Annotated in this window: 16 protein-coding genes and 1 pseudogene; 4 read left to right on the top strand and 13 right to left on the bottom strand. The window is 67.8% G+C overall.

Going from position 1 to position 21,371, the window contains the following annotated elements:
• Position 1: 1 nt before the first annotated feature.
• From ACLMAL_RS21970 to ACLMAL_RS22015, 10 genes and pseudogenes are all read right to left on the bottom strand, one after another.
• Positions 2-1,312 (bottom strand): sensor histidine kinase, encoded by a 1,311-nt coding sequence (locus ACLMAL_RS21970; RefSeq protein ID WP_412000789.1) that lies wholly within the window; start codon positions 1,310-1,312, stop codon positions 2-4.
• Positions 1,309-1,983 carry a response regulator transcription factor gene (locus tag ACLMAL_RS21975; protein WP_328409641.1) on the bottom strand — a complete coding sequence of 225 codons (675 nt, stop codon included), beginning with the start codon at positions 1,981-1,983 and terminating at the stop codon, positions 1,309-1,311. Before ACLMAL_RS21975 ends, ACLMAL_RS21970 begins: the two co-directional genes overlap by 4 nt.
• A 95-nt stretch (positions 1,984-2,078) precedes the next feature.
• Positions 2,079-2,279 (bottom strand): hypothetical protein, encoded by a 201-nt coding sequence (locus ACLMAL_RS21980; protein WP_328409643.1) that lies wholly within the window; start codon positions 2,277-2,279, stop codon positions 2,079-2,081.
• A 98-nt stretch (positions 2,280-2,377) separates the two neighbouring features.
• A complete protein-coding gene (locus ACLMAL_RS21985) occupies positions 2,378-3,040 on the bottom strand; it encodes a TetR/AcrR family transcriptional regulator (protein WP_412000790.1) in 663 nt (220 codons plus the stop codon).
• Positions 3,037-4,398, bottom strand: coding sequence for a hydroxysqualene dehydroxylase HpnE (hpnE, locus tag ACLMAL_RS21990; RefSeq protein WP_412000791.1), 1,362 nt, complete (start codon positions 4,396-4,398; stop codon positions 3,037-3,039). The genes ACLMAL_RS21985 and hpnE overlap by 4 nt, the downstream gene beginning before the upstream one ends.
• Before the next feature lie 70 nt (positions 4,399-4,468).
• Positions 4,469-5,302 carry an MBL fold metallo-hydrolase gene (locus ACLMAL_RS21995; RefSeq protein WP_412000792.1) on the bottom strand — a complete coding sequence of 278 codons (834 nt, stop codon included), beginning with the start codon at positions 5,300-5,302 and terminating at the stop codon, positions 4,469-4,471.
• Positions 5,302-5,861: pseudogene (locus tag ACLMAL_RS22000) on the bottom strand (TetR/AcrR family transcriptional regulator). Before ACLMAL_RS22000 ends, ACLMAL_RS21995 begins: the two are co-directional and overlap by 1 nt.
• A gap of 41 nt (positions 5,862-5,902) precedes the next feature.
• Positions 5,903-6,223, bottom strand: a complete 321-nt coding sequence (locus ACLMAL_RS22005) for a hypothetical protein (protein ID WP_412000793.1) — start codon at positions 6,221-6,223, stop codon at positions 5,903-5,905.
• Between the two features lie 12 nt (positions 6,224-6,235).
• Entirely contained in the window at positions 6,236-7,012 is a 777-nt protein-coding gene (locus ACLMAL_RS22010; RefSeq protein WP_412000794.1) for a DNA-formamidopyrimidine glycosylase family protein, read from the bottom strand.
• 99 nt (positions 7,013-7,111) lie between these two features.
• Entirely contained in the window at positions 7,112-11,953 is a 4,842-nt protein-coding gene (locus ACLMAL_RS22015) for an ATP-dependent helicase (protein WP_412000795.1), read from the bottom strand.
• A 142-nt stretch (positions 11,954-12,095) separates the two neighbouring features.
• On the opposite strand from ACLMAL_RS22015, the gene ACLMAL_RS22020 reads away from it, so the two are divergent.
• On the top strand, positions 12,096-12,641 hold the full coding sequence (locus ACLMAL_RS22020) for a histidine phosphatase family protein (RefSeq protein ID WP_328409656.1): 546 nt from the start codon (positions 12,096-12,098) through the stop codon (positions 12,639-12,641).
• Here ACLMAL_RS22020 and ACLMAL_RS22025 read toward each other — a convergent pair.
• Positions 12,631-13,260, bottom strand: coding sequence for a TetR/AcrR family transcriptional regulator (locus ACLMAL_RS22025; protein WP_412000796.1), 630 nt, complete (start codon positions 13,258-13,260; stop codon positions 12,631-12,633). The genes ACLMAL_RS22020 and ACLMAL_RS22025 overlap by 11 nt on opposite strands.
• Positions 13,261-13,329: 69 nt before the next feature.
• Here ACLMAL_RS22025 and ACLMAL_RS22030 point away from each other — a divergent pair, with 69 nt between their 5' ends.
• Both ACLMAL_RS22030 and ACLMAL_RS22035 read left to right on the top strand, forming a co-directional pair.
• On the top strand, positions 13,330-14,277 hold the full coding sequence (locus ACLMAL_RS22030) for a patatin-like phospholipase family protein (RefSeq protein WP_412000797.1): 948 nt from the start codon (positions 13,330-13,332) through the stop codon (positions 14,275-14,277).
• Positions 14,274-15,113 carry an SDR family oxidoreductase gene (locus ACLMAL_RS22035; RefSeq protein WP_412000798.1) on the top strand — a complete coding sequence of 280 codons (840 nt, stop codon included), beginning with the start codon at positions 14,274-14,276 and terminating at the stop codon, positions 15,111-15,113. The genes ACLMAL_RS22030 and ACLMAL_RS22035 overlap by 4 nt, the downstream gene beginning before the upstream one ends.
• A gap of 23 nt (positions 15,114-15,136) precedes the next feature.
• Here ACLMAL_RS22035 and ACLMAL_RS22040 read toward each other — a convergent pair whose 3' ends face one another.
• Positions 15,137-15,616, bottom strand: a complete 480-nt coding sequence (locus ACLMAL_RS22040; protein ID WP_412000799.1) for a DUF3761 domain-containing protein — start codon at positions 15,614-15,616, stop codon at positions 15,137-15,139.
• A 140-nt stretch (positions 15,617-15,756) separates the two neighbouring features.
• Positions 15,757-16,914, bottom strand: coding sequence for a lipase family protein (locus ACLMAL_RS22045; protein WP_412000875.1), 1,158 nt, complete (start codon positions 16,912-16,914; stop codon positions 15,757-15,759).
• A gap of 771 nt (positions 16,915-17,685) precedes the next feature.
• Between ACLMAL_RS22045 and ACLMAL_RS22050 the strand changes: the two genes are divergently transcribed.
• Positions 17,686-21,159 (top strand): indolepyruvate ferredoxin oxidoreductase family protein, encoded by a 3,474-nt coding sequence (locus tag ACLMAL_RS22050; protein WP_412000800.1) that lies wholly within the window; start codon positions 17,686-17,688, stop codon positions 21,157-21,159.
• Positions 21,160-21,371 lie beyond the last annotated feature (212 nt).

The following is a 21,371-nucleotide window of genomic DNA, read 5'->3' on the forward strand; positions in this document are numbered from 1 at the left end:
GTCAGGCGTGGCCGAGCGACGGCGGCGGCAGAGCGATCGAGACGATGGTGCCGCCACCGGCGGCCGGTTCCATCGATGCGTTGCCGCCGTGCAGGTCCGCGATCCAGGCCACCAGCGCCAGGCCGATGCCGCTGCCGCGTCCCGCGGTCACGCCGCGCTGGAACGGATTGCTCGACAGCTGCGGATTGATGCCTGCACCATGATCGCGGACGCTGACGCGACCGTCTGCCACGTGCACCTCGATCGGCGCGCTGCGGTTCACCGCGCCGTGCACGATCGCATTCTCGATCAGATTGCGTACTGCGAGGCTCAGGAGGCCTGGGTCGCCGATCACCACCGTTGGATGGGCCTGGACAACGATATTCGCCTTCGGAAACTCCTCGACGACCGATTCGGTGAGCTGATCGAGCAGCAGCTGTATCTTCTCCATCGTGGTGACGCCTGCCTGCATGCGCGCCCTGGCGAGCAGACCGGCGACGATGCGCTCCATCCTGTCCCCGAGGGCCCGCGCGTCGGTCAGCGCCCGCTGATTCTCCTGCGGCGCGCGTTCGCGTGGCTCGGTGACCAGCCGCAGCGTGGTCAGCGGGGTGCGCAGTTCGTGGGCCGCATCGCCGAGGAACCGCTCCTGCTCCTCGACCATCACCATGGCCTGACGCATGCTGCGGCCCGAAAGCAGGTGTCCCGCGATGGCCGAGAGTGCGACGAGCGTGGCGCCGCCGACGACGAGTCCCCAGATCAGCAGCGCTCGATCACGGTCCCACAGGCCAGGATTCGTGCCCGCGATGACGACCGCCTGGATTCGGGAATCCTCCCACGAGATCGGCGTCGCTGCGATACGGACGGGTCGGCCCATATTGTCGAAGCCGTTGCGGAACACCGTCTCCCCCGCGAAGACGGCGTCGTCGGCCAGGGCGGCGGCACCGTCGTCCGCGGGCAACCAGGTGCGCAGGTGCGCATAGCTCTCTGTCCACTTGCCGTCGCCGTCGGAGCTGACGATCATGACCGCGGTTTCGCCGTTGGCGAGGGCGTCGTTCTCGAGCTGGCTCAGGTCGATAATGTCCTCGCCGGGCGGCAGGTTGACGGCTCGGTACAGCCCGGTCACCACGCGGTCGAGGGAATTGTCGATGGCGTGATCGCGTGACCGCGAGTCGATCGTCGCTGCGACCAGCCCGAGGATGATCAGCGACGTCGCGGTGATCGCGGTGATCAGCGCCGTCAGCTGCCAGCGGGTCCGGCGCAGCCTGGCCACCGCGGGCCGGTCGGCGGCCGAGCCGATGGACCTGCCGCCGAGGGTTGCGGGCAGCGAACTCACGGTGCGAATGGTGCACTTCCGATCAGGAAGCCGGTGCCGCGAACGGTCTCGATCACCGGTGGTGCCCCGAGCTTGCGGCGCAATTGCGCGACCACCACGTCGACCACGTTGGACGCGGGTTCGGCCATTTCGTCCCAACAGCATTCGATGAGCTCGGAGCGGGACACAACGCTGCCCGCGCGGGTGGCGAGCAGTTCGAGCACGGCGAATTCCTTGGGGGTCAGCGAGCGCAGGATGCCCGCGCGCTGCACGCGGCGGCGCGGCAGATCGATGTCGATGTCGCCGAGCACGATCCGTGCGGGCGCGGGCTGCTCGCGCCGACGACACAGGGCGCGCACCCGCGCGGCGAGTTCGGCCAGCGCGAAGGGCTTGACGAGGTAGTCGTCGGCGCCGTTGTCGAAGCCCGCGATCCGGTCCGCGAGCCCGTCGCGCGCGGTCAGTATCAGCACCGGCACGCGCAGGCCCACGGCGCGCTGGGCGGCGACGAGGTGCAGGCCGTCACCGTCGGGCAGCCCGCGGTCGACGACGAGGCAATCGTAGGTGTTGACGGTGATCTTGAGATCGGCGTCGGCCAGGTGGTGTGCGAGGTCCACCGCAAAGCCCGCCGACCGTAGTCCCGCTGCCACCTCATTGCCGAGACCCTCATCGTCCTCGATCACCAAAACCCGCACGAGGTCTGAGAATAAGGCACTTCAGACACCGCGTGCGGGCCGGAGTCCGACCGGCCCGACCCCTCCGGGCCGGTCGGTAGTCGGAACTCGATCGATCAGAAGGTGTGCAGATCCCAGCCTTCGGCGACCTCGACGCACTGCCACTGGGTGCCACCGGTCTTGGGGGAGTTGCCGTCGGCCGCGCAGGCCTCATAGGTCGCGTAGTTTCCGATGAACTCGGCGTTGGCGACGCCGGAGCCGGCGGCGATGGCGCCGAGGGCGAAAATTCCTGCGGCAATGGCGGTCTTGGTCTTCATGGTTTGGATTTCCTCTCGTTTCCCCGCGCGGTTCTCCGCGCTGGAACAAGAAAACCAATCGCACTGTGAGGATTTCGTGATGATGACGAAACCGCAGGTCAGCGGGTCTTGTTAGGCACTTCGACGTCCGCGGCCCATGCCACGAGCGAGCGCAGATAACGCAGCACCATGGTGTCCGGGTACCGATCCCGGTCGGTCAGATGCAGCCGAGCCAGTTCTTCCAAGGCCGCCAACATGATCCGCTCGGTCGCGCCGTCCGGGTCGACGGTGACTCCGGTGAAGCGCGACAGATGACGCGCACCGATCGCGCGCGCATAGGCGCGGCCGAGCTCGAGCCGTTCGCGCAGATCGGGCGGACCGCCGTCGGGCGGGCTCAGGATGATCTGCCAGCTGGTCGGTGCGGCGTGTAGATAGGCGAGCACGCCTCGGCCGACCTCGTCGATGTCGTAGTCGGTGCCCGACCAGTCGACGCTGCTGACGCCGGCCAGCGCGACGGCCGTCTCACGTTCCAGCAGCGCGGTCATCAGGCCCGACAGGTCGGTGAACTGCTGATACACCAGAGCGCGGGCCACCTGGCTCTCCCGTGCCACGCGATCGATACTCACCGCGCCGAATCCGTCGGCGGCCACGATGTCGCGCGCCACATCCAGTAACTGCGTGCGCCGGTCGGCCGCGGACATGCGGCGCTTCGGCGCGGTGTCGGGCTCTGCGGTGCGTGCCCGGGCCGCGCGGTGCTCGGATGTGGAGCGCTCCGTGGTCACAACACAGACGGTAGCGCAAGCAGCTGGTCCACGGCCTTCGCGGCGCTCTGGACGGCGCTTTCCATGGTGGCCGACCAGTCGGTGGCCGTCCAGTCGCCGGCGAGCACCAGTGTCGGCACCGATGTCCGCTGGTCCGGCCGCAGCCCATGGGTGCCGATCACTTGGGAAAAGGTGGCCTTGGGCATCCGAACCACATGGCCCTGAATCACTTTCGCGTCCGCGGCAGCGGGGTAGTAGCGGCGCAGCAGCTCCATCTGCTCGGCGACGATTGCTTCGTTGGTCTTGTGGATCTGCTGGTAGGCGCCGCTGGTGGTCAGGCAGTACAGCCAGGCCTTGTCGGTGTTGCGGCCGGTCATCCGCTGCCGATCGAAGACCTCGTCGATGACGCCGGTGCCGCCGATCAGCGCCTCGAACTGCGACGTGGTGCCCAGCGGGCGGTCCAGGTAGAGATTGGTGCTCACGATCGGGGTGTAGCCGAGTTTGTCTGCGGCCGCGTAGATCTCGGCGTGCTCCGGTAATTCTTCCAGCAGGCCGCCCACGTTGGAGTTGGGGACCGCGCACACCACCGCGTCGGCGGGCACCACGGTGCCGTCGGCCAGCGCAACGCCGGTCACCACGCCGTCCACGATGTGGATTCGCCGGGCCACCGCGCGTCGGCGGACTTCGACTCCGTGCCGCTGGAAGACCTTTTCGGCGCCGGTGATGAAGAGTGTGTCCAGGTCGGTGGTCGGATAGCCGATGGTGGCAGGTTGCCGATGTTTGATGCCGAGCCGGATTCCGGTGGCCATCACGTCGGCGAGTACTTTCGCCGATTCCTGCTGGACGGGCTCGGCCGCAACGCCGAGTGCGAGCCAGTCCCACAGCGCCTCGCGTGCGGTGGCGGGCATGCCGATCCGTTGGAACCACTGCTCGGTGGTGAGATCGGCGAGATCGGCAGGCTGGTGTAGGCATTGCCAGCCGAGGCGCAGGGTGGCGCGCGCCGCACGCAGCCGGTCGAGCAGGCTCGCGTCGGGGTGGGCGCCGAACAGGGTGCGCAGTGCGCCGATGCCCTTCGTTGCCATGGTCGCGTGGCGACCATCGGGCCAGCGCAGCGTGGCGTGGTGCGGGAAGGCGACGAACTCGCGGGTTCCGATGCTGGTCAGATACCGGAAGAGGTGGTCGTAGCCGCTGGCGATCACATGCTGGCCATTGTCGGGGAGATCGTCGACCGCATCGACCCTCATGGCGTGGGTTCGGCCGCCGAGCCTGCCTCGACGCTCCAGCAGGGTGACCTGCTTGCCTGCCTCGGCCAGCCAGACGGCGGAGGCGAGCCCGGCCAGCCCGCCTCCGATGACCACATACCGTCGCGGATCGTTCACGGTGCACTCCCTCGATTAACTTACAAAATGTAAGTTAATCGGAAGGGTGTGCAGCGTCAAGGGTTTCGAGTCAGGCCGGCACGTTCTGGAGGGCGCGCAGTTCGGCGGCGTTGTGCGCGGAGAAGGTGGTCACCTCGTCGCCGTGGTCGCGCACCAACTCGCGCAGGCGCTGCTGGTTTTCGATGCGGGGACCGGGCAGCGTCTGCACGCTGCGTTCGAAGATCGAGACGCCGATCGGCTGTCGTGGACGAACGGAGTCCAGCGTGCCGGGATGGAAATACGAGTCGCCCGCCGAGAGCAGCCAGCCGTTGCCGGTGTCGACCGCGACGCCCGCGTGTCCTCTGGTGTGCCCGGACAGCGGGATCAGCAGAATCTCCGGAGGTAGTCCGGTCAACTGTCGCACCGCGTCGAATCCGAACCAGCTTTCCCCGAGGTCGGAATACGCTTCCCAGTGCGGGCCGTGCCTGAACTGCGGGGCCTTGTAGCGGAGGCGCTCCTCGGGTCCATGGGTGCCTTCGAGTGAGCGCAGTTCCTCGGCATACACGTGCACCCGCGCATTCGGGAAGTCGGCGAGGCCGCCGGCATGATCGAGATCGAGGTGGGTGAGCACGATGTCGCGGACATCCTCGCGGCGGAAGCCCAGTGCCTCTACCTGGTATGCCGTCGTCTGCTCGAGTTCGAGGACCGGGTTGGTAAGGAGCAGGAACTTGCTGCCCAGCCATTCCTTGGGGTGGCGCACCGACTGTTCGCCGATTCCCGTCTCGACCAGAACAAGCCCGGAATCGAGCTCGATCAGCAGGCAGTGGCAGACCATTTCGGCGCGGCGCAGCAGGCCGCCGGTGCCGTCGACGAGTCGGCCGCCGAGTGGGCGCATGGTGCCGCCGTTGAGGTGATGGATTCGCATCAGGAGAGCTCTCGTTCGAAGGTGGTGCGGAGATGGTCGGCGACCGCATGCAAAGGCGCGGGGTCACGTTGGGTCTTGGCGAGCAGCAAGGCGCCCTCGATCATGGCGAGCGCGACGGTGGCAAGACTGGCCGCCCGCTCGGCTTCGATGTCCTTGTCCCGCAGGAACTTTCGACTGTTGCGCGCCAGGGCTCGAAACCGGCGACACAGGCTTGTCGGATCGGTTCGCTGTCGGCCGAGGCGTCCAGCGCGATGGTCGCGATGGGGTAGCCGCGCTCGAAGCCGGAGTCGACCAGGATTGCGGTCAGCGCGTCGAAGACGGTGGTCAGGTCGCCGCCGAGGATGGTGTCGACGGCTTCGCGCAGGCGGTCGCCGGACTGGGTGGGCGCCTCGGCTGCGAGTTGTTCCTTGCCGCCGGGGAAGTGGAAGTAGAACGAGCCCTTCGGGGCGCCGCCCGCGGCGACGAGCTGGTTCAAGCTGGTGGCGTGATAACTCTGCGTATAGAAGAGGTCGGCGGCGGCATCGAGGAAGCGCTGTCGCGAGCCGGTGCGTGGTGCCATGCTCCGACGGTAGCAGTAATTATGACGACCGGTCTAGTGAATCAAGGAAGGCGCTCGCCGAGATCCTCGGTGGAGATCGAGGGCGGCCGTGGGTCAGGTGTGGTCGAATCGCCCGTCGGCGCGGTCGAATGCAGCAGGCAGTAGGTCAACGCCACGGTGGCGGCGATGGCCGCGGCAGCAAAGAGCAGACGAACGGCAATCGCGAACAGCTGCGACCTTCTGGTCGGCCCACTCATCATTTGCCTGCTCTCATGGTGCTCGCGGACGCCTTCCGATGGAGTTGTCGCGCGGCGGTAGAGAAGTATTAGCAATGAAATGGCAAATAGCACCGGCAGCAGGGCTTTCTGCGTGTCGGTGCGCACTCGGCGGATCCGTCAGGCAGGTGGCGGCTGGCAGCGCGGGCAGAAGTAGATACCGCGCTCTCGTTGGGTGATGCGGTCGCCCGGCCCGGTTTCGCCGAGCAGGTGGACCACGATCGGGGTGCCGCAGCGTTGGCAGGGGCGGCGGGTGCGGCCATAGGCCAGCGGGCGCCACGGCGGTTCGGTGGCGGCCTTGGTGAGCACCCGATGCGCCTCGTTGACCAGTGCCAGCAGATCGGGAACATCGGCGACGGCGGTGGCCGGGTGCACCCGGCGCAGGAAGCAGATCTCGCTGCGGTAGATATTGCCGATGCCCGCCAGGTTCCGCTGGTCGAGCAGCGCGAGTCCGATCGGTTGCGCGGGGTGCTCGGTCAGCCGCCACATCGCTTCGGCGACGTCCCAGTTCGCGCCGAGCAGATCGGGACCGAGGTGATCAATGGTGGTGTGCTCGTCCGCACGGCGCAGCACCTCGACAGTGCCCAGGGCGAAGCCGACCGCCTCGGTGTCCTCGGTGCCGAGTACCAGGCGTGCGGTCACCCGCGGCCGGGTCCAACGTTCCCCGATGCAGTAGGTGCGCCATTCGCCCTCCATTTTCAGGTGGGTGTGGACGCTGACCTCCGGTGTCCTGATGAACAGGTGCTTGCCGTAGCTGCCGATGCTCTCGATCTGTTGTCCGCGCAGGTCGACGGTGGCGTAGCGGGGCACTCGGAAATCACTGCGGGTCAGCGTCTTTCCGTCGAGCGCGAGGCGCAGCCTGCTCGCGGTCAGGAAAACCGTGTCGCCTTCAGGCATGGGCGGACGGTCGGGCGGTCGACGCGCGGTGGGTCGCGGACTGGTCGGTTACGGAATGGGCGGGTGCGCAGTGGCTGGAGCTGGTCACGACGTAGTGGGTCATGGTTGCCTCCGCAGGCGGAGACCGCGTGGTGTTTGTGCGAAGCCTGCCTCGGCGAGAAAGCCGGCGAAGGTGTTGCCGTGCACAGATTCTCCGTCGACCTTGTCGATCACCAGCGAGTCGACGCGGCGGTCGCGGACCAGACCGGCCAGCGCGGTGGCGGCGGCCTGGCGCGCGTTCGGATCCTCGGTGAACGTGAGCAGCGTCTTGCCGCCGCGTTCCAGGTAGAGCGTCAGCTCGCCATCGATCAGTACGACGATCGCGCCCGCCTTCCGGCCGGGCCGGTGGCCCGCGCCTTCGGCCGATCCCTTGGGCCATGGCAAAGCTGCGCCGTAGGGATTGGCCGGATCGCTGGCCGCCAGCGCGAGCGCGGAGCCGGTGTGCTGCCGGTCCTTGGTGGTGTGCGAACGGTCGGTGTCGAACGAGCGCAGCCGGTCGACGACATCGGTGGTGGAGAACTGCGCGCCGCCCAGCGAATCGATGAAATAGCCGCGGCGACAACGTCCACGGTCCTCGAACTCGGTGAGCACCCGATACATGAGCGCGAATCCGCCGGGCACACCTTCGTTCTGGACCGAACCACGGGTCAGCACGCCGTAACGCTCCAACAACATGTCCGCCGTCGCATGCGCGCGAACGGTGTTGTCCGACACTCGATCCGGCAGCAGCGACCACCGGCCCGCGACCGCGGGTGGCCCGGACCGCGTCGGCGTGCTCGGTCGTGGCAGGTAGACGCGGCCCCGGGGCGCGCGGCGTGGCATGCGGTGCGCGGTAGTCGTGCGTGCGGTGCCGGACAGTAGTGCGCGGACCGGCGCGAAAGTGTCACCCGCGACGACGCCGGCCCACACCAGCTCCCACAGTGCGGCAGCCACTTTCGCGTCATCCAGCAGCCCGGTCGAGTCGGAGAGGTGGCGGAAGAAATACGCGCCGCCGCCCTGTGGTATCGGTGGCAGTCGCAGTGACGGCGAGCTGCCGTCGGCCACTGAACGATGTCCGGCGGCCGTGTCATCGGCCGATACCGTTGGTTCGACCGACGCTGTGGCCTCGATCGGCGGCCATGGTGCGATCGATGCGCCGAGTGCGGTGAGCAGGCGCAGATGTACCTCGGACAGCTCGATGTCGTCGGTGGGCGGCAGTGTGAAGGGTGCTTGTTCGGCCAGGTGCAGGGCGATCCAGCCGTCCTTCGCGGTGATGGCGCCGTGACCGGACCAGATCACTTCGCCGGCGGCCATCAGTTCGTCGAGCATGGCGGGGGAGTAGTCGCGGACCCGGGCGGGCAGGATCAGCGATTCCCAGGCCGAGGCGGGGATCGGCACGCCCGCCAGTTGTTCCACCACGCCGGCGACGCCGTCCACACCGCGCAGTTCGCCGGTGCCGATGTGCTGCCAGGCCGGTAGGAAACGTCCGAAGGCCGCGGTGGCGACCGGCTCGACCTCGTGCCGTGCTGCCGCCAGTGAGCGGCGACGCAAGCGGCGAAGGACCTGGGTGTCGCACCATTCCGAGCCGTTGGCCGCCGGGGTGAATTCACCTTCCACCACACGCTTTTCGGCAACGAGGCGATGCAGGGCGGTGGCGGCCACGGCGGTGCCGATGCCGAATCGGGCGGCCACCGCCTCGGTGCCGAACGGCCCGTGGGTGCGTGCGTAGCGCCCGACCAGGTCGCCGAGCGGGTCGGCGACCGGTTCGATGAAGGCCGCGGGCGTGCCGATCGGCAGTGGGACCCCGAGCGCGTCGCGCAGCCGAGCGGCGTCCTCCACCGCCACCCACCAGGTGCGGCCCGCGAAGGTAACCTCCAGCGCCCGACGCGCTTTCACCAGTTCGGCGAACCATTCGGCGGGGTCGGTATCCGATCGGGCGTCATCGGCGCGAGGGCTGCTCGCTCGGTCCGGATCGGTATCCGGATCGGTGTCGTCTGCGCGGACGCACCGCGCGGTCGCCTCGTCGGCGGTGAGCGGCCCGAGCAGGCGCAACAGGTCGGCCAAACCTTCGGCATCGCGGGCTCGGCGTTCCGGGGTCAGCCGTTGCAGTTCCCGCTCGGTCTGCTCGATGATCGCCGCGTCCAATAGTTCGCGCAGCTCCACCCGGCCGAGCAGTTCCGCGAGCAGGCTGGAGTCCAAGGACAGTGCCGCGGCGCGGCGCTCGGCGAGCGGGCTGTCGCCGTCGTACATGAACTGCCCGATGTAGTCGAACAAGAGGGCGTTGGCAAACGGCGACGGCGTCGCGGTCTCCACCTCCACCAGCCGCAGTTGGCGGCGCGCCACCCGGCCGAGCAGATCGCGCAGTGACGGCAGATCGTAGACGTCACGCAGGCATTCACGCACCGTCTCCAACAGGATCGGGAAGTCGGGGAACTTGCGGGCCACATCCAGCAGCTGCGCCGAACGCTGACGCTGCTGCCACAGCGGGGCCCGCTTGCCGGGATCGCGCCGTGGCAGCAGCAGCGCCCGCGCGGCGCACTCCCGGAAGCGGGAGGCGAACAGCGCGGAACCGCCGACCTGCTCGGTGACGATCTCATCGATCTCGTCGGGCTCGAACACGAAAAGCTCTGCGCCGGGCGGATCATCGGTGGTGTCGGGCAGCCGCACCACGATGCCGTCGTCGGAGGAGGTCGGGCTGGCGTCGACACCGAATCGCTCGCGCAGCCTCGCGCCGATGGCCAATGCCCATGGCGCGTGCACCGGCTGCCCATAGGGCGAGTGCAGCACCAGCCGCCAGTCCCCGAGCTCGTCGCGGAAGCGTTCCACGATCAACGTTCGATCGGTGGGCAGTTGACCGGTGGCGGTGCGCTGCTCCTCGAGCAGGGCGAGCAGGTTGGTCGCTGCGTTGTCGTCGAGGCCCGCGCCCTGCACGATCTGTGCGAAGCCTGCGCCTGCGCCATTGTGCGACGAATCGGCCACACCCGTCGCCGTCGCCGAGACACCGATCTTACTGCGCGGCGGTCGTTTCCGAGGCGCGTCGGCAGTAGCGGTGCTGCGCTGTGCAAGGGCCGCGGTGGAGTCTTGTCCGGCTTTGCGGATGAATTCGCCCAATGCCGCGCCGAGTTCCGCAGGGCGGCCGAGTCCGTCGCCGTGCCAGAACGGCAGGCGGCCCGGCTGCCCGAACGCGGGGGTCACCAATACCCGGTCGAAGGTGATCTCCTCGATCCGCCAGCTGGTCGCACCGAGGGCGAAGACATCGCCGACGCGGGATTCATACACCATCTCCTCGTCGAGTTCGCCGACCCGGGAGGCCTTTTCGCCGACCATGTACACCGCGAACATGCCACGGTCGGGGATCGCGCCACCAGAGGTCACCGCGAGTCGTTGCGCGCCCGGCCGCCCGGTCAGTGTGCCTGCGTCCCGATCCCACACCACTCGCGGTCGCAGCTCGGCGAACTCGTCGGAGGGGTAGCGGCCGGACAGCAGATCCAGAACCGATTCATAGGCCGAGCGCGGCAGCGCCGCGTAACTGCCGGTGCCACGCACTGTTTCGAACCACCCGTCGACGTCGATCGATTCGAGCGCGCACGCGGCGACCGTCTGCTGCGCCAGAATGTCCAGCGGATGCGCTGGGATCTGGATCGCCTCGATCTGTCCTGCGGTCATGCGTTGCGAGGCGACCGCGCAGTGGATCACGTCGGTGCGATGCTTCGGGAACAGCACGCCGCGGGAGATCTCCCCGACCTGGTGTCCGGCGCGCCCGATCCGCTGCAAGCCGCTTGCCACCGAGGGGGGCGCCTCCACCTGCACCACCAGATCGACTGCGCCCATGTCGATGCCGAGCTCGAGACTGCTGGTGGCCACCACGCAGCGCAGTCGGCCGCTCTTGAGGTCGTCTTCGATGAGCGCGCGTTGCTCCTTGCTCACCGAACCGTGGTGCGCCCGCGCAAGTAGTTGCCGGGCGCCATGGATCACTTCCGTGGACGCCCCGAGCAGCGCGGGCGGCTTGTGCTCGGTTTCGACGGGCTCGTCGATGCGCGCCGCGTAGGTTTCGTTGAGCCGCGCGGTGAGTCGTTCGGCCAGGCGCCGGGAGTTCGCGAAGACGATGGAGGAGTGGTGCTCGAGCACCAGGTCCACGATCGCGTCGTCCACATGTGGCCAGATGGAACCCGGCTGATCGGAGTCGCCCGGCTCGGTCATGTCCGCCACCGGTACGCGCACCGACAGATCGAAGGTCTTCGGCGCGGGCGGCGACACGATGGTGATCGGCGCATTGCCGACCAAGAATCGCCCGACCTCCTCGGGCGGCCGCACGGTCGCCGAGAGACCGATCCGCTGCACCGGGCGCTCGGTCATCAGATCCAGCCGGGCCAGCGACAACGCCAGATGCGCGCCACGTTTCCCACCCGCAATGGCGTGCACCTCGTCCACTATCACCGTGTGGACATCGCTGAGAGTTTCCCGCGCCGCGGAAGTCAGCATGAGGAACAAGGATTCCGGTGTGGTGATCAGGATGTCCGGTGGTGTGCGCTGCATCGACCGCCGGTCTGCCGCGCTGGTGTCGCCCGACCTGACCCCGACCGTGATGGCAGGCGGGTCGAGGCCGAGCCGTCCGGCCGTCTGCGTGACACCGACCAGCGGCGCGCGCAGGTTGCGTTCCACATCGACCGCCAGTGCTTTGAGCGGTGATACATAGAGCACCGAGGTGCCGCGGCCAGCGGGCTTGCCTTCGGGTTTCGGCCGGCTCGCGAGCTGATCGATCGCCCACAGAAACGCCGACAACGTCTTCCCGGACCCGGTCGGCGCCACCACCAACGTGTGCTCACCTGCCGCGATGGCCTTCCATGCGCCCAGCTGAGCGGCGGTCGGCGCGGGAAAGGCCCCGTCGAACCACTCCTGGGTCGCGGTGGAGAACTGAGCCATGGCACCAGTCTGCACCCGGGCACCGACAACTCATCCGGCCGTACAGGTAACCCGGCGGCGGCGTCCCCGTCCTGCCAACTGTCCGAGCGAAGGCAGAGCAATCGAATAACGGCCACCTCCGCCGCGCCGTACGCTTCCATCCGTGCAAAAGGTGCTCAGACTCGACCTGGTCAGCCATGGTATGACCGAGGCGATGCGAAAGGCACGTTTTCCAGTCGACGAGTCGCTCACCGAGGCGGGCCGCAGGGCGATTGCCGCGTGCGGGCCGCTCACCGCCGCCCGAGTCCTCACCGGCCCCGAACGCAGGGCCGTGGAAACCGCGGCCCTGATGGGACTGCCCGGCGAGGAGGACACCCGGCTGCGCGACCTCGACGCGGGGGCGTGGCGCGGTGGCGAGTTGATGTCGGTGCCACAGGACGAGCTATATGCCTGGCTCACCGACCCGCAGTTCCGCGGCCACGGTGGTGAATCCGTGGTGGACGTGGTCGAGCGGACCAGATACTGGATGGCCGAGATCGCCTCCGAGGGCATGTCCACCATCGCGATCACCCATCCGGCGGTGATCAGGGCGGCTTTGCTCGTCGCCCTCGACGCGCCGCCGAAATCGTTCTGGCGGATCGACATTCCGCCGGGCAGCGTCACCCGGCTGCACTACCGCGGTGAGTGGACGCTGCACTTCACCGCGTGAGCGTGCGCGGTTGCGCACGCAGCGCCCCGCCGCCGGAGGTCACCAGTAGCCGCACGGCGTCGGTGATCAGTCGGGCCGGGATCGATGGATCGATGGCGCGCTGCATGCCGAGGCCGATACCCATGCTGAGGATCGCGCTCGCGGCTTCTTCCACGGGCATCGGCAGCGGAATTCCGACCGTGTCGGACAGACTCTGCACTTGCGTGGCGACGGCGCCGCGCACCATGGCGAGGCTGGACACCAGCGCGGCCTGCAGCTCGGGATCGTCGCGAGCGACCGTGGCGAACTCGAATTCCAGCAGGGTCCAGCCGACGTCGCCAATGGTCCGTTCGGCCCATTCCTGGAAGCGCTCCAGCTGATCATCCAATGTGTTGCCCGCCGCGATCAGGTCGGTGACCTCTTGGAATTTGGTGGCATGGATGAGCCCGAGCACTTCGAGGCCGAGTTCCTTCTTGGTGCGGAAGTTCGAGTAGACCGCGCCCTTCGAATAGCCCGCTTCCTCGGCAACCCGCTCCAGGCTGGTCTTCGCGTAGCCCTCGGCCAGGAAGAGGTCGCGTGCCGTGGCGATCAGGTCCGCGCGGGTGCGGGCCTGGCTCTCGGACCGGGTCAGACGTGCCATGCGGATGATTCTACGTACCGATGGATTTCGGATACCGCAGGTATTTGGATTCTGCTAGTGTTTGGAACTATGGGTAACAAAAACGGGTCACAGCGGCGTGGCCTGGCCATCGGATGCGGTGGCACACTCGGCGCCGCCTGGATCGTCGCCGCGCTCGCCGCGACCCGTGACGTACTGGACTGGGATCCGCGCGAGGCGGACGTGCTGATCGGCACGTCCGCGGGCGCGGAGATGATGACCATGCTCGGTAGCGGCATCGGGGTCGACGAGCTGGTCGCGATGCAACGCGGCACCTCGACGAATCCGATTCTGTTGGCGCACATGCGGTCCGAACCGGGATGTTTTCCGCCGCTGCCGCGCCCGCGGCTCGGCTCGCTGCGACTACCCTTGCGCCGCAGCGAGTCCGGGCAGGCGTTGCTCACCGTGGGCAGTGGCCTGCTGCCGGTCGGTGCCGGTGACCCGAGTTGGTTGCAGCAACTCGCCGAGCGGTTGAACCCGGGCCGCACCTGGGTGCCGCACCCCGCGACCCGGCTGGTCGCCATGGATTACGCCACCGGGGAACGCGTCGCGTTCGGGTCGCCCGACGCGCCCGAAGCCACGCTGGGCGAGGCGTTGCGGGCGTCGTGGGCCGTGCCCGGCTGGTTCCCGCCGGTCCCGATCGCGGGTCGCCGCTTCATCGATGGCGGCGCGGGCTCGACGGCGTCGGTGGACCTGCTCATCCCCGACAAGCTGGACGAGGTTGTTGTACTCGCCCCCATGGCCTCGAGCGGGAAGATTCCGGCAACCGGACCCGGTCACTTCCTCGAGCGGCAGCTGCGAAACCGCATGAGCGCCCAACTCGATGCCGAGGTCGCGGCATTGCGCGCGGCGGGAACTACGGTGCTGCGTATCGACGCCACCGCCGAGGATCTCGCGGTGATGGGCCCCAATTTCATGGACGGCCGCCGCCGTCTCGACACCTTCGAACACAGTCTGCGCAGCACCCGCCGGGCGCTGGAACAAGGAGCTTTCGCATGAGCATTCTCGGACATGGTTACCCCGACTTCGACCTGAAGGGCGCCCGGGTGCTCATTACTGGGGCGGGCCGCGGCATCGGCCGATCCGCGGCAGAACTGTTCGCCGCCAAGGGCGCCGAGATTGCGATCGCCGACGTCGACACCGCCGCAGCCGAATCCGCCGCGGCCGCCATCGGCGCGCGCGCCTACGAACTCGATGTACGGGCACGCGACCAATGGGACAAGGCGGTCGCCGACTTCGGTCGCATCGACATCCTGGTCAACAATGCGGGCGTCATGCCTGCGGGCGCCTTTCTCGACGAACCGGACGCCGTCGGCCGTGCCACCATGGATATCAATGTGTGGGGCCTGATCAACGGCATGCGCGCCGTGGTCCCCGGCATGATCGAGTGCGGCCACGGCCACGTCGTCAATGTGGCCTCGCTGGCGGGCAAGATCCCGGTGGCCGGTCTCGCCGTCTACAACGCGAGCAAGTTCGCCGCCGTAGGTCTCTCGGCGGCAACGCGTTTGGAGTTCACGCCGCACGGCGTCAGTGTGAGCTGTGTGCTGCCCTCGGCGGTCCGCACGCGTCTGTCGTCGGGTTTGACCCTCGGCAAGGGCATGCCGACCGTCGACCCCGAAGATGTCGCCGCCGCCATCGTGCACACCGTCCACACCCGCAAAGCCGAGGTCGCGGTCCCCAATTACCTCGGTCCCATCGACGTCGCCCTCGCGGCCGCCCCCGAACGCGCAGTCCGCTTGGTGCGCAAGCTCTTCGACGGCGACCGCGCCCTGCACCCCGCCGACAACGAGACCCGTGCCGAGTACGAGGAGCAGGTCCGCTCGATCATCGAATGACCCGCCTGCCGGCCTGGACGCGGTCAGAGCCAGGTCGCAACCCCGCCGTGGCCCGAGCAGGTCCCGGAGCGGTTCTTGCTGAAGCTGTAGGTGCCGTCCTTGCACCGTGCCGTCGCTCCCGGTGGTGGGGCGGCAGCCGATTCCGGGCGGTGCACGCACTGGTCGTAGGAATTGAGGTAGGAATTCGGCCCGCACGCGGCCGGACCGTGCTGCGGCGCGGGCATGATCGCCGCGGGCGGGATGTAGTCCGTGGTTGCGGGTGGCGTGGTCGGCTGTGTCGAATCCACCGGGCGAGGCGCTGTGGGAACGGTCGGCGACGTCACCGCGGCGGTTGCCGTAGTAGTCGGTGCGGCAGTGGTTGTCTGCGGCGCGACGCCGGCAGACGGAGCGGTCGTCACGCCGCTTGTCGAGGTCGGGGGAGACGAACAACCGCCCAGCAAGAGCGCGAACGACCCGGCGACGGTGACACTCGCGAACACGAGCGTGCGAAAACTGTGCGACATGTCTTCTCTACTAGGAACTCCAGGCCGGTCGACGAATGCTGCGATGCCTGGGGTACCTGCTTCATCGACCTGGACGACGGCTCGTTACCAACGAAAAGCGGCCCCGGAGAACGTCTCCGAGGCCGCCTCGTGGTGAGTGCTCAGCAGCTGGTCGGTACCGGGTCGCCGCGGAAACGGGCTTCCACGTAGTTCCATGCGTCGAGGAAACCGGCGACGGCCGTGGTCATGTGTTCGGCGATGTCGTAGGGGCGGAACTCGACCGGGGCGCCGGCGCGACAGTATCGGTCGGCTACCTCGGCCACCGGGTTGAAGAAGGTGAGCTCGTCGAAGCGGCCCTGCCATATGTACGTCGGAACCGTCGGGATGCCGGGGAAGTGGCGCAAGCTGTTCTCGCGCAGGACCTCCCGCGCTTCGGGGCTGTCCATCAGGCTCTTGGACGCCGCCATCTGCTCGGCGCTGCGGAACGCGCCGTGGAAGAGCAGGAATCGGCGGCAGGCGTCGTGGGTGAATTCCCGGAACCACAGGCCGTTCGGGTTGAGCTGATCGGAGATCGGCAACCGGTTCGGGTATTCGCGTTCCAGGCCCATGGCCGCGGCGAAGGCCAGGCCGAATCCGGGGTGCGGATTGAAGCCGAGTGACAGCGCCATCTCTTCGAGGTCGGCGGGGATGCCGCCCGCGACCGCGGCGGTGAGTTTCAGGTCGGGGGCGTAGGTGGGCTGCAGTGCCGCCGCCCACGCGGTGGCCATGCCGCCGCCGGAGTAGCCCGCGATGGCGACCGGTGAGGTGGACAGACCGAGTTCGGTCACTTTCTGCACCGCGCGGACGCTGTCCAAGGTCATCATGCCGCTGAGCTTCGCGGCGCCGTAGGCCGAGGTGGGGCCGAGGTAGTCGGGCAGCGAGACCGCCCACCCGCGACCGATGGGGAGCATGGCGCCGGGCGCGTCCTGTAATTCGCCGTTGAACAGCGATCGCGACGGGTTGCACTGGGTGCCGAGGGAGTTGATCAACGCCTGGTAGGAGACCAGCGGCGGGTTCTTTATACCGACGGGAAGCAGGACGGTGGTCACCCCCATGACGGGGCCGCCCTGCGAGTTCGTGGAGCGGAACGCGACCTGCCAGCCCTCGGTTCCGATGTAGAACGCGGTGTCGATCTTGCGGGTCCGGACCACGTCGCCCGGGCGCAGCGCCTCCAGTTCGGATGGCGCCGCGTAGAAGGGATCGGGATCAGGGGTGGGATACAACGGCTGGGCATTTGCGGGCACACCGAGCAGGCCGAGCGAAACGATACTCAACAACAGGACCGCAATCCTGAAGGGAACTCTGGACAAGGCATTCCTTCGATGGGGCAGCCGCCGCGGCGAAGCAGACCTCAGGCAGCAACGCCCCAGGGCTCAGCGCATCGGACGGACCGGCATTACACGGGGAAACGCAGCGAACCTCTGCGTTCACTGCATAGACGGAAAGGAGGAACCGGCAGCCGGACCGAACGAGCCGATCGCGGCAGGCTGTCGCACCTCCTTCGGCTCGTGGGCTGCCGGTGTCCGCCATAGGCGACACCATCCGATGCGACAAGTTATCGTCGACCCGACGAAAACGACCACACCGTCCTGCTGAAACTGTCAGTTTCACAACTTAACCCATGTGAGCTCGGTCAAGATCACATGGAGGCCGAATAGTTGCCTAGTTGTGGCTGCCGTGGCCGAGTTCCGCTCGAAGCCGGGATGGTCGGTCGAACCGACCGCGCAGCGCCGACGAAATCAGCGTGCGGTGTCCCTGAGATAGCCGAGTGTGGGCTGCGGCTCGAGATCGGCCGCCACGGACGGCGGTCGGCCAAGCGCGGGTTTGCAGGCGGCTGCGACGAAAATCCGCGGCCCGTGCGTAGCGTGGTCACGGTCACACATACCTCACATCCTGCATAGGCCGTGCCCACTCTGTATTGGTGAGATTGCGCACTTTGCTCAACTTTTTTCACCACTATTGTGCGTTTGAGCCTTCGAAGACAGGATGACGGCACCAAGTGCTCAACGAAGCGATGCGCCTGATCGGCGCTGAGCGGATGGGTGGACTGCATGACCGAGCTCGCTGACCGCGAACTGATCTCAGCCCCGTACGACCTCGCCGACCGCTACCGGGTCGGCGCCGGAACCGTCGTCCTCACCGGCGTCCAGGCGATTGCCAGACAGCTGGTCGAACAGCATGTGCGCGATCTGCGCGCCGGGCAGCGGGTCGGCACCTTCGTCTCGGGGTATCAGGGCAGCCCGCTCGGCGGCGTCGACAAGATGTTGAACGGCATGCCGAACGTTCTTGCCGAGCACGATATTTCCTTTGTGCCGGGGTTGAACGAGGAAATCGCCGCCACCTCCGTGTGGGGGAGCCAGGCCGATCTGCCCGCGGGCACCGCGACGCATGACGGCGTAGTCGGGGTCTGGTACGGCAAGGGGCCCGGGCTCGACCGGGCCACGGATGCGTTGCGGCACGCGAATATGTACGGGGTGAATCCGCGCGGCGGCGTGCTGCTGCTGGTCGGCGACGACCCCGCCTCCAAATCGTCGACCGTGCCCGCGGTCAGCGAACGCTCGCTGGCAGCGCTGAATATCCCGGTGCTGTTCCCGCGCAATGCGCGCGAGATCGTCACCATGGGTCTGCACGGTGTCGCACTGTCCCGCGCTTCGGGATGCCTAGTGGCGCTGAAGATCGTGGCGGATGTGGCCGACGGTGCGTGGACGGTCGACGGCTCGGTGGGCGATATCGCTATCACCGTGCCGGAAATCGACTGGGAGGGTAGGCCGTTCACCTATCTGCAGCGGCCGATGGCGGCACCGGCGGACAGCGTGATCGCCGAGGCAGATCTGTACGGCCCGCGCTGGGAAATCGTCAAGGCCTACAGTGCACTCAACGAGCTGGACGTCATCGAGGTGAACCCGGCCCGCGCCACCCTCGGCATTGCCGCAACGGGAACCACCTTCGACGCGGTGCGTCAGGCCCTCGTCGACCTCGGCGTCGACGATGCCGCGCTACAGCATGCCGGCGTCCGGCTGCTGCGCATCGGAATGCCGTATCCGATTGCGCCCGAACGGGTCCGGCAGTTCGCCGATGGTCTTTCGCGCATCGTGGTCGTCGAGGACAAGACCGCCTTCATCGAAACTCAGATCCGGGAGATCCTGTACGGCACACCGGACGCGCCGCAGATCATCGGCAAGCGCGATGCCGATAACCGGCCGCTGTTCAGCCAGGACGGAGAACTCACCACCGGCCGCATCGTTGCGCCACTGCGCCGTGCGCTGCAGGGGCAGCTCGATATGAAACGACCACTGCCGCAACCACTGTCGCTGTCGGTGCTGCCCGCCAAGCGGGCCGCCTACTTCTGCAGCGGCTGCCCGCACAACCGATCCACCGCGGTGCCGGAGGGCTCACTGGCCGGTGGCGGCATCGGCTGCCACACCATGGTGACCATGTCGGGTCGCGACGACAGCAAGGTCACCGGGCTGACGCAGATGGGCGGCGAAGGCTCGCAATGGATCGGCCAGGCGCCGTTCACCGACGTGCCGCACCTGTTCCAGAACATTGGCGACGGCACGTATTTCCACTCCGGGCAGCTCGCCGTGCAAGCCTGCATCGCCGCGGGTGTCAACATCACCTACAAGCTGCTCTACAACGACGTCGTCGCGATGACCGGTGCGCAGGACGCGGAGGGCGCGCTCGCGGTGCCGATGCTGACCCACAAGCTCCGTACCGAGGGCGTGCGGCAGATCATCATCTGCGCCGACCAGCCGAAGAAGTACCGCAAGCGCGATCTCGCCGCGGGCACCCTGCTGTGGCACCGCGATCGGCTCGACGAAGCACAGCGCACGCTGCGGGAAGTCCCCGGCGTCACGGTGCTCATCTACGACCAGCACTGCGCTGCCGACGCGCGCCGCCGGCGCAAGCGCGGCACCCTGCCGGTTCGCCGCACTCGGGTGGTCATCAACGAGGCGGTCTGCGAGGGCTGTGGCGACTGCGGCGTCAAGAGCAACTGTCTGTCGGTCCAGCCGGTCGACACCGAATTCGGCCGTAAGACCACAATCGATCAGACCTCCTGCAATACCGATTATAGCTGCATGGACGGCGACTGCCCTTCGTTCGTCACCGTCGAGCTCCCGGAGCCGACGAAAGCGAAGAAGCGTGCCGAGACCAAGCGCGCCGAGCCGCCGGTGCTGCCCGAACTCCGGGACACGACACCGACGACGACCCAGAATGTCTTCCTGGCCGGCATCGGCGGCACCGGCATCGTCACGGTCAACCAGGTGCTCGCGACCGCCGCGCTGCGCGCAGGCTACGAGGTGGCGAGCCTGGACCAGATCGGTCTGAGCCAGAAGGCCGGACCTGTCGTGTCACACCTGCGGTTCGCGTTCGGCGAGCTGGAGCCCGCGAACCGGCTGACCCCCGGTTCCGCGGACTGCATCGTGGCTTTCGACCTGCTCACCGCCACGGACAACAAGAACCTGGCCTATGGCTCGAAGGCGACCACCATGTCGGTCGCTTCGACGAGCAAGACTCCGACGGGCGACATGGTCTACGACAAGTCCGTCGCGTACCCCGATGAGGGCACGCTGCTGGCGCGGCTCGAGCAGGTGTCGCGCTCGGTGCGTGCTTTCGACGCACTCGCCGCTGCGGAGGTGCTTTTCGGCAACACCTCCGCTGCGAACTTCCTGATGGTCGGCGCCGCCTATCAGATCGGCGGCCTGCGCCTGCCCGCTACGGCGATCGAGGAGGCCATCGAGATCAACGGCGTCGCCGTGGCCGCCAACATCGCGGCATTCCGCTGGGGTCGGGTTGCGGTGGAGCGCCCGGATGTTTTCACGGCCGCCACCACTCGCAAGCAGCGCAAGCGTGCCGAGATCGATATCCCCGCAGATCTTTTCGACGGCGTGACCGCGACGGGGGAGACCAGGCGTCTGCTCGAGCTGCGCGCCGTCGAGCTGATCGGTTTCCAAGGTGTCCGCGTCGCCCGTGCCTATGTGCGAACGGTACAAGACATCTGGGACGCGCAGCACCGCGTCACCGACCGCACCGAATTCAGCGAGCAAGTTGCCCGCGGCCTGTACAAATTCACCGCTTACAAGGATGAATACGAGGTCGCCCGCCGCCTCACCGACCCGGCGTTCCTCGACGATGTGGCCGACCAGCTTCCCGAAGGTGCCAACCTCACCTACCGCCTGCACCCGCCGGTGCTGCGCGCCATGGGCCGTAAGAAGAAGATCGGCCTCGGGCCACGTAGTCACCTGGTGCTGCGTGCGCTCGCCAAGGGAAAGCGGCTGCGCGGCACCAAGTTCGATCCTTTCGGCTATGCCCACGTCCGCCGAGTGGAACGCGCCCTGCTCGCCCACTACACCGAGATGGTGACGGCGCTGGCCGCCGACCTCGACGCGACCGGCTACGACCGGGCCGTCGAAGCGGCCGCCCTGACCGACATCGTTCGCGGCTATGAGGACATCAAGCTCGCCAATGTCGAGCTGTATCGAAATAGCCTGCGCGAAATCGGCATCGAGCCGCCGCAGGTGTAGTCGGCAACGAACTGCTCCCCTCCGACCGTTGACGGCCGGTCCGAGGCGAGCAGGTAACGGCCCAGGCCGGGCGGTGTGCAGCCGTCTCGCCTGGGCCGTCACGGTAGCGGAGCTCCGCGGGTGTCGGCCCGGCGGACAAGCGCCGGGTTTCTCGATTTCCCGCTCTCCGGTGCACTTGCGCTGCGTACCCTGATCGACGAATCGCCGCGCGA

This window comes from Nocardia sp. CWNU-33 (assembly GCF_046764895.1).
Classification (GTDB): Bacteria; Actinomycetota; Actinomycetes; order Mycobacteriales; family Mycobacteriaceae; genus Nocardia.

Bases quoted from the DNA above. Each gene is read 5' to 3' on its own strand.
- ACLMAL_RS22040 (WP_412000799.1), bottom strand. From the start codon at position 15,616: ATGTCGCACAGTTTTCGCACGCTCGTGTTCGCGAGTGTCACCGTCGCC.
- ACLMAL_RS22050 (WP_412000800.1), top strand. From the start codon at position 17,686: ATGACCGAGCTCGCTGACCGCGAACTGATCTCAGCCCCGTACGACCTC.
- ACLMAL_RS21980 (WP_328409643.1), bottom strand. From the start codon at position 2,279: ATGAAGACCAAGACCGCCATTGCCGCAGGAATTTTCGCCCTCGGCGCC.
- ACLMAL_RS22010 (WP_412000794.1), bottom strand. From the start codon at position 7,012: ATGCCTGAAGGCGACACGGTTTTCCTGACCGCGAGCAGGCTGCGCCTC.
- ACLMAL_RS22035 (WP_412000798.1), top strand. From the start codon at position 14,274: ATGAGCATTCTCGGACATGGTTACCCCGACTTCGACCTGAAGGGCGCC.
- ACLMAL_RS21995 (WP_412000792.1), bottom strand. From the start codon at position 5,302: ATGCGAATCCATCACCTCAACGGCGGCACCATGCGCCCACTCGGCGGC.
- ACLMAL_RS22015 (WP_412000795.1), bottom strand. From the start codon at position 11,953: ATGGCTCAGTTCTCCACCGCGACCCAGGAGTGGTTCGACGGGGCCTTT.
- ACLMAL_RS22030 (WP_412000797.1), top strand. From the start codon at position 13,330: ATGGGTAACAAAAACGGGTCACAGCGGCGTGGCCTGGCCATCGGATGC.
- ACLMAL_RS22025 (WP_412000796.1), bottom strand. From the start codon at position 13,260: ATGGCACGTCTGACCCGGTCCGAGAGCCAGGCCCGCACCCGCGCGGAC.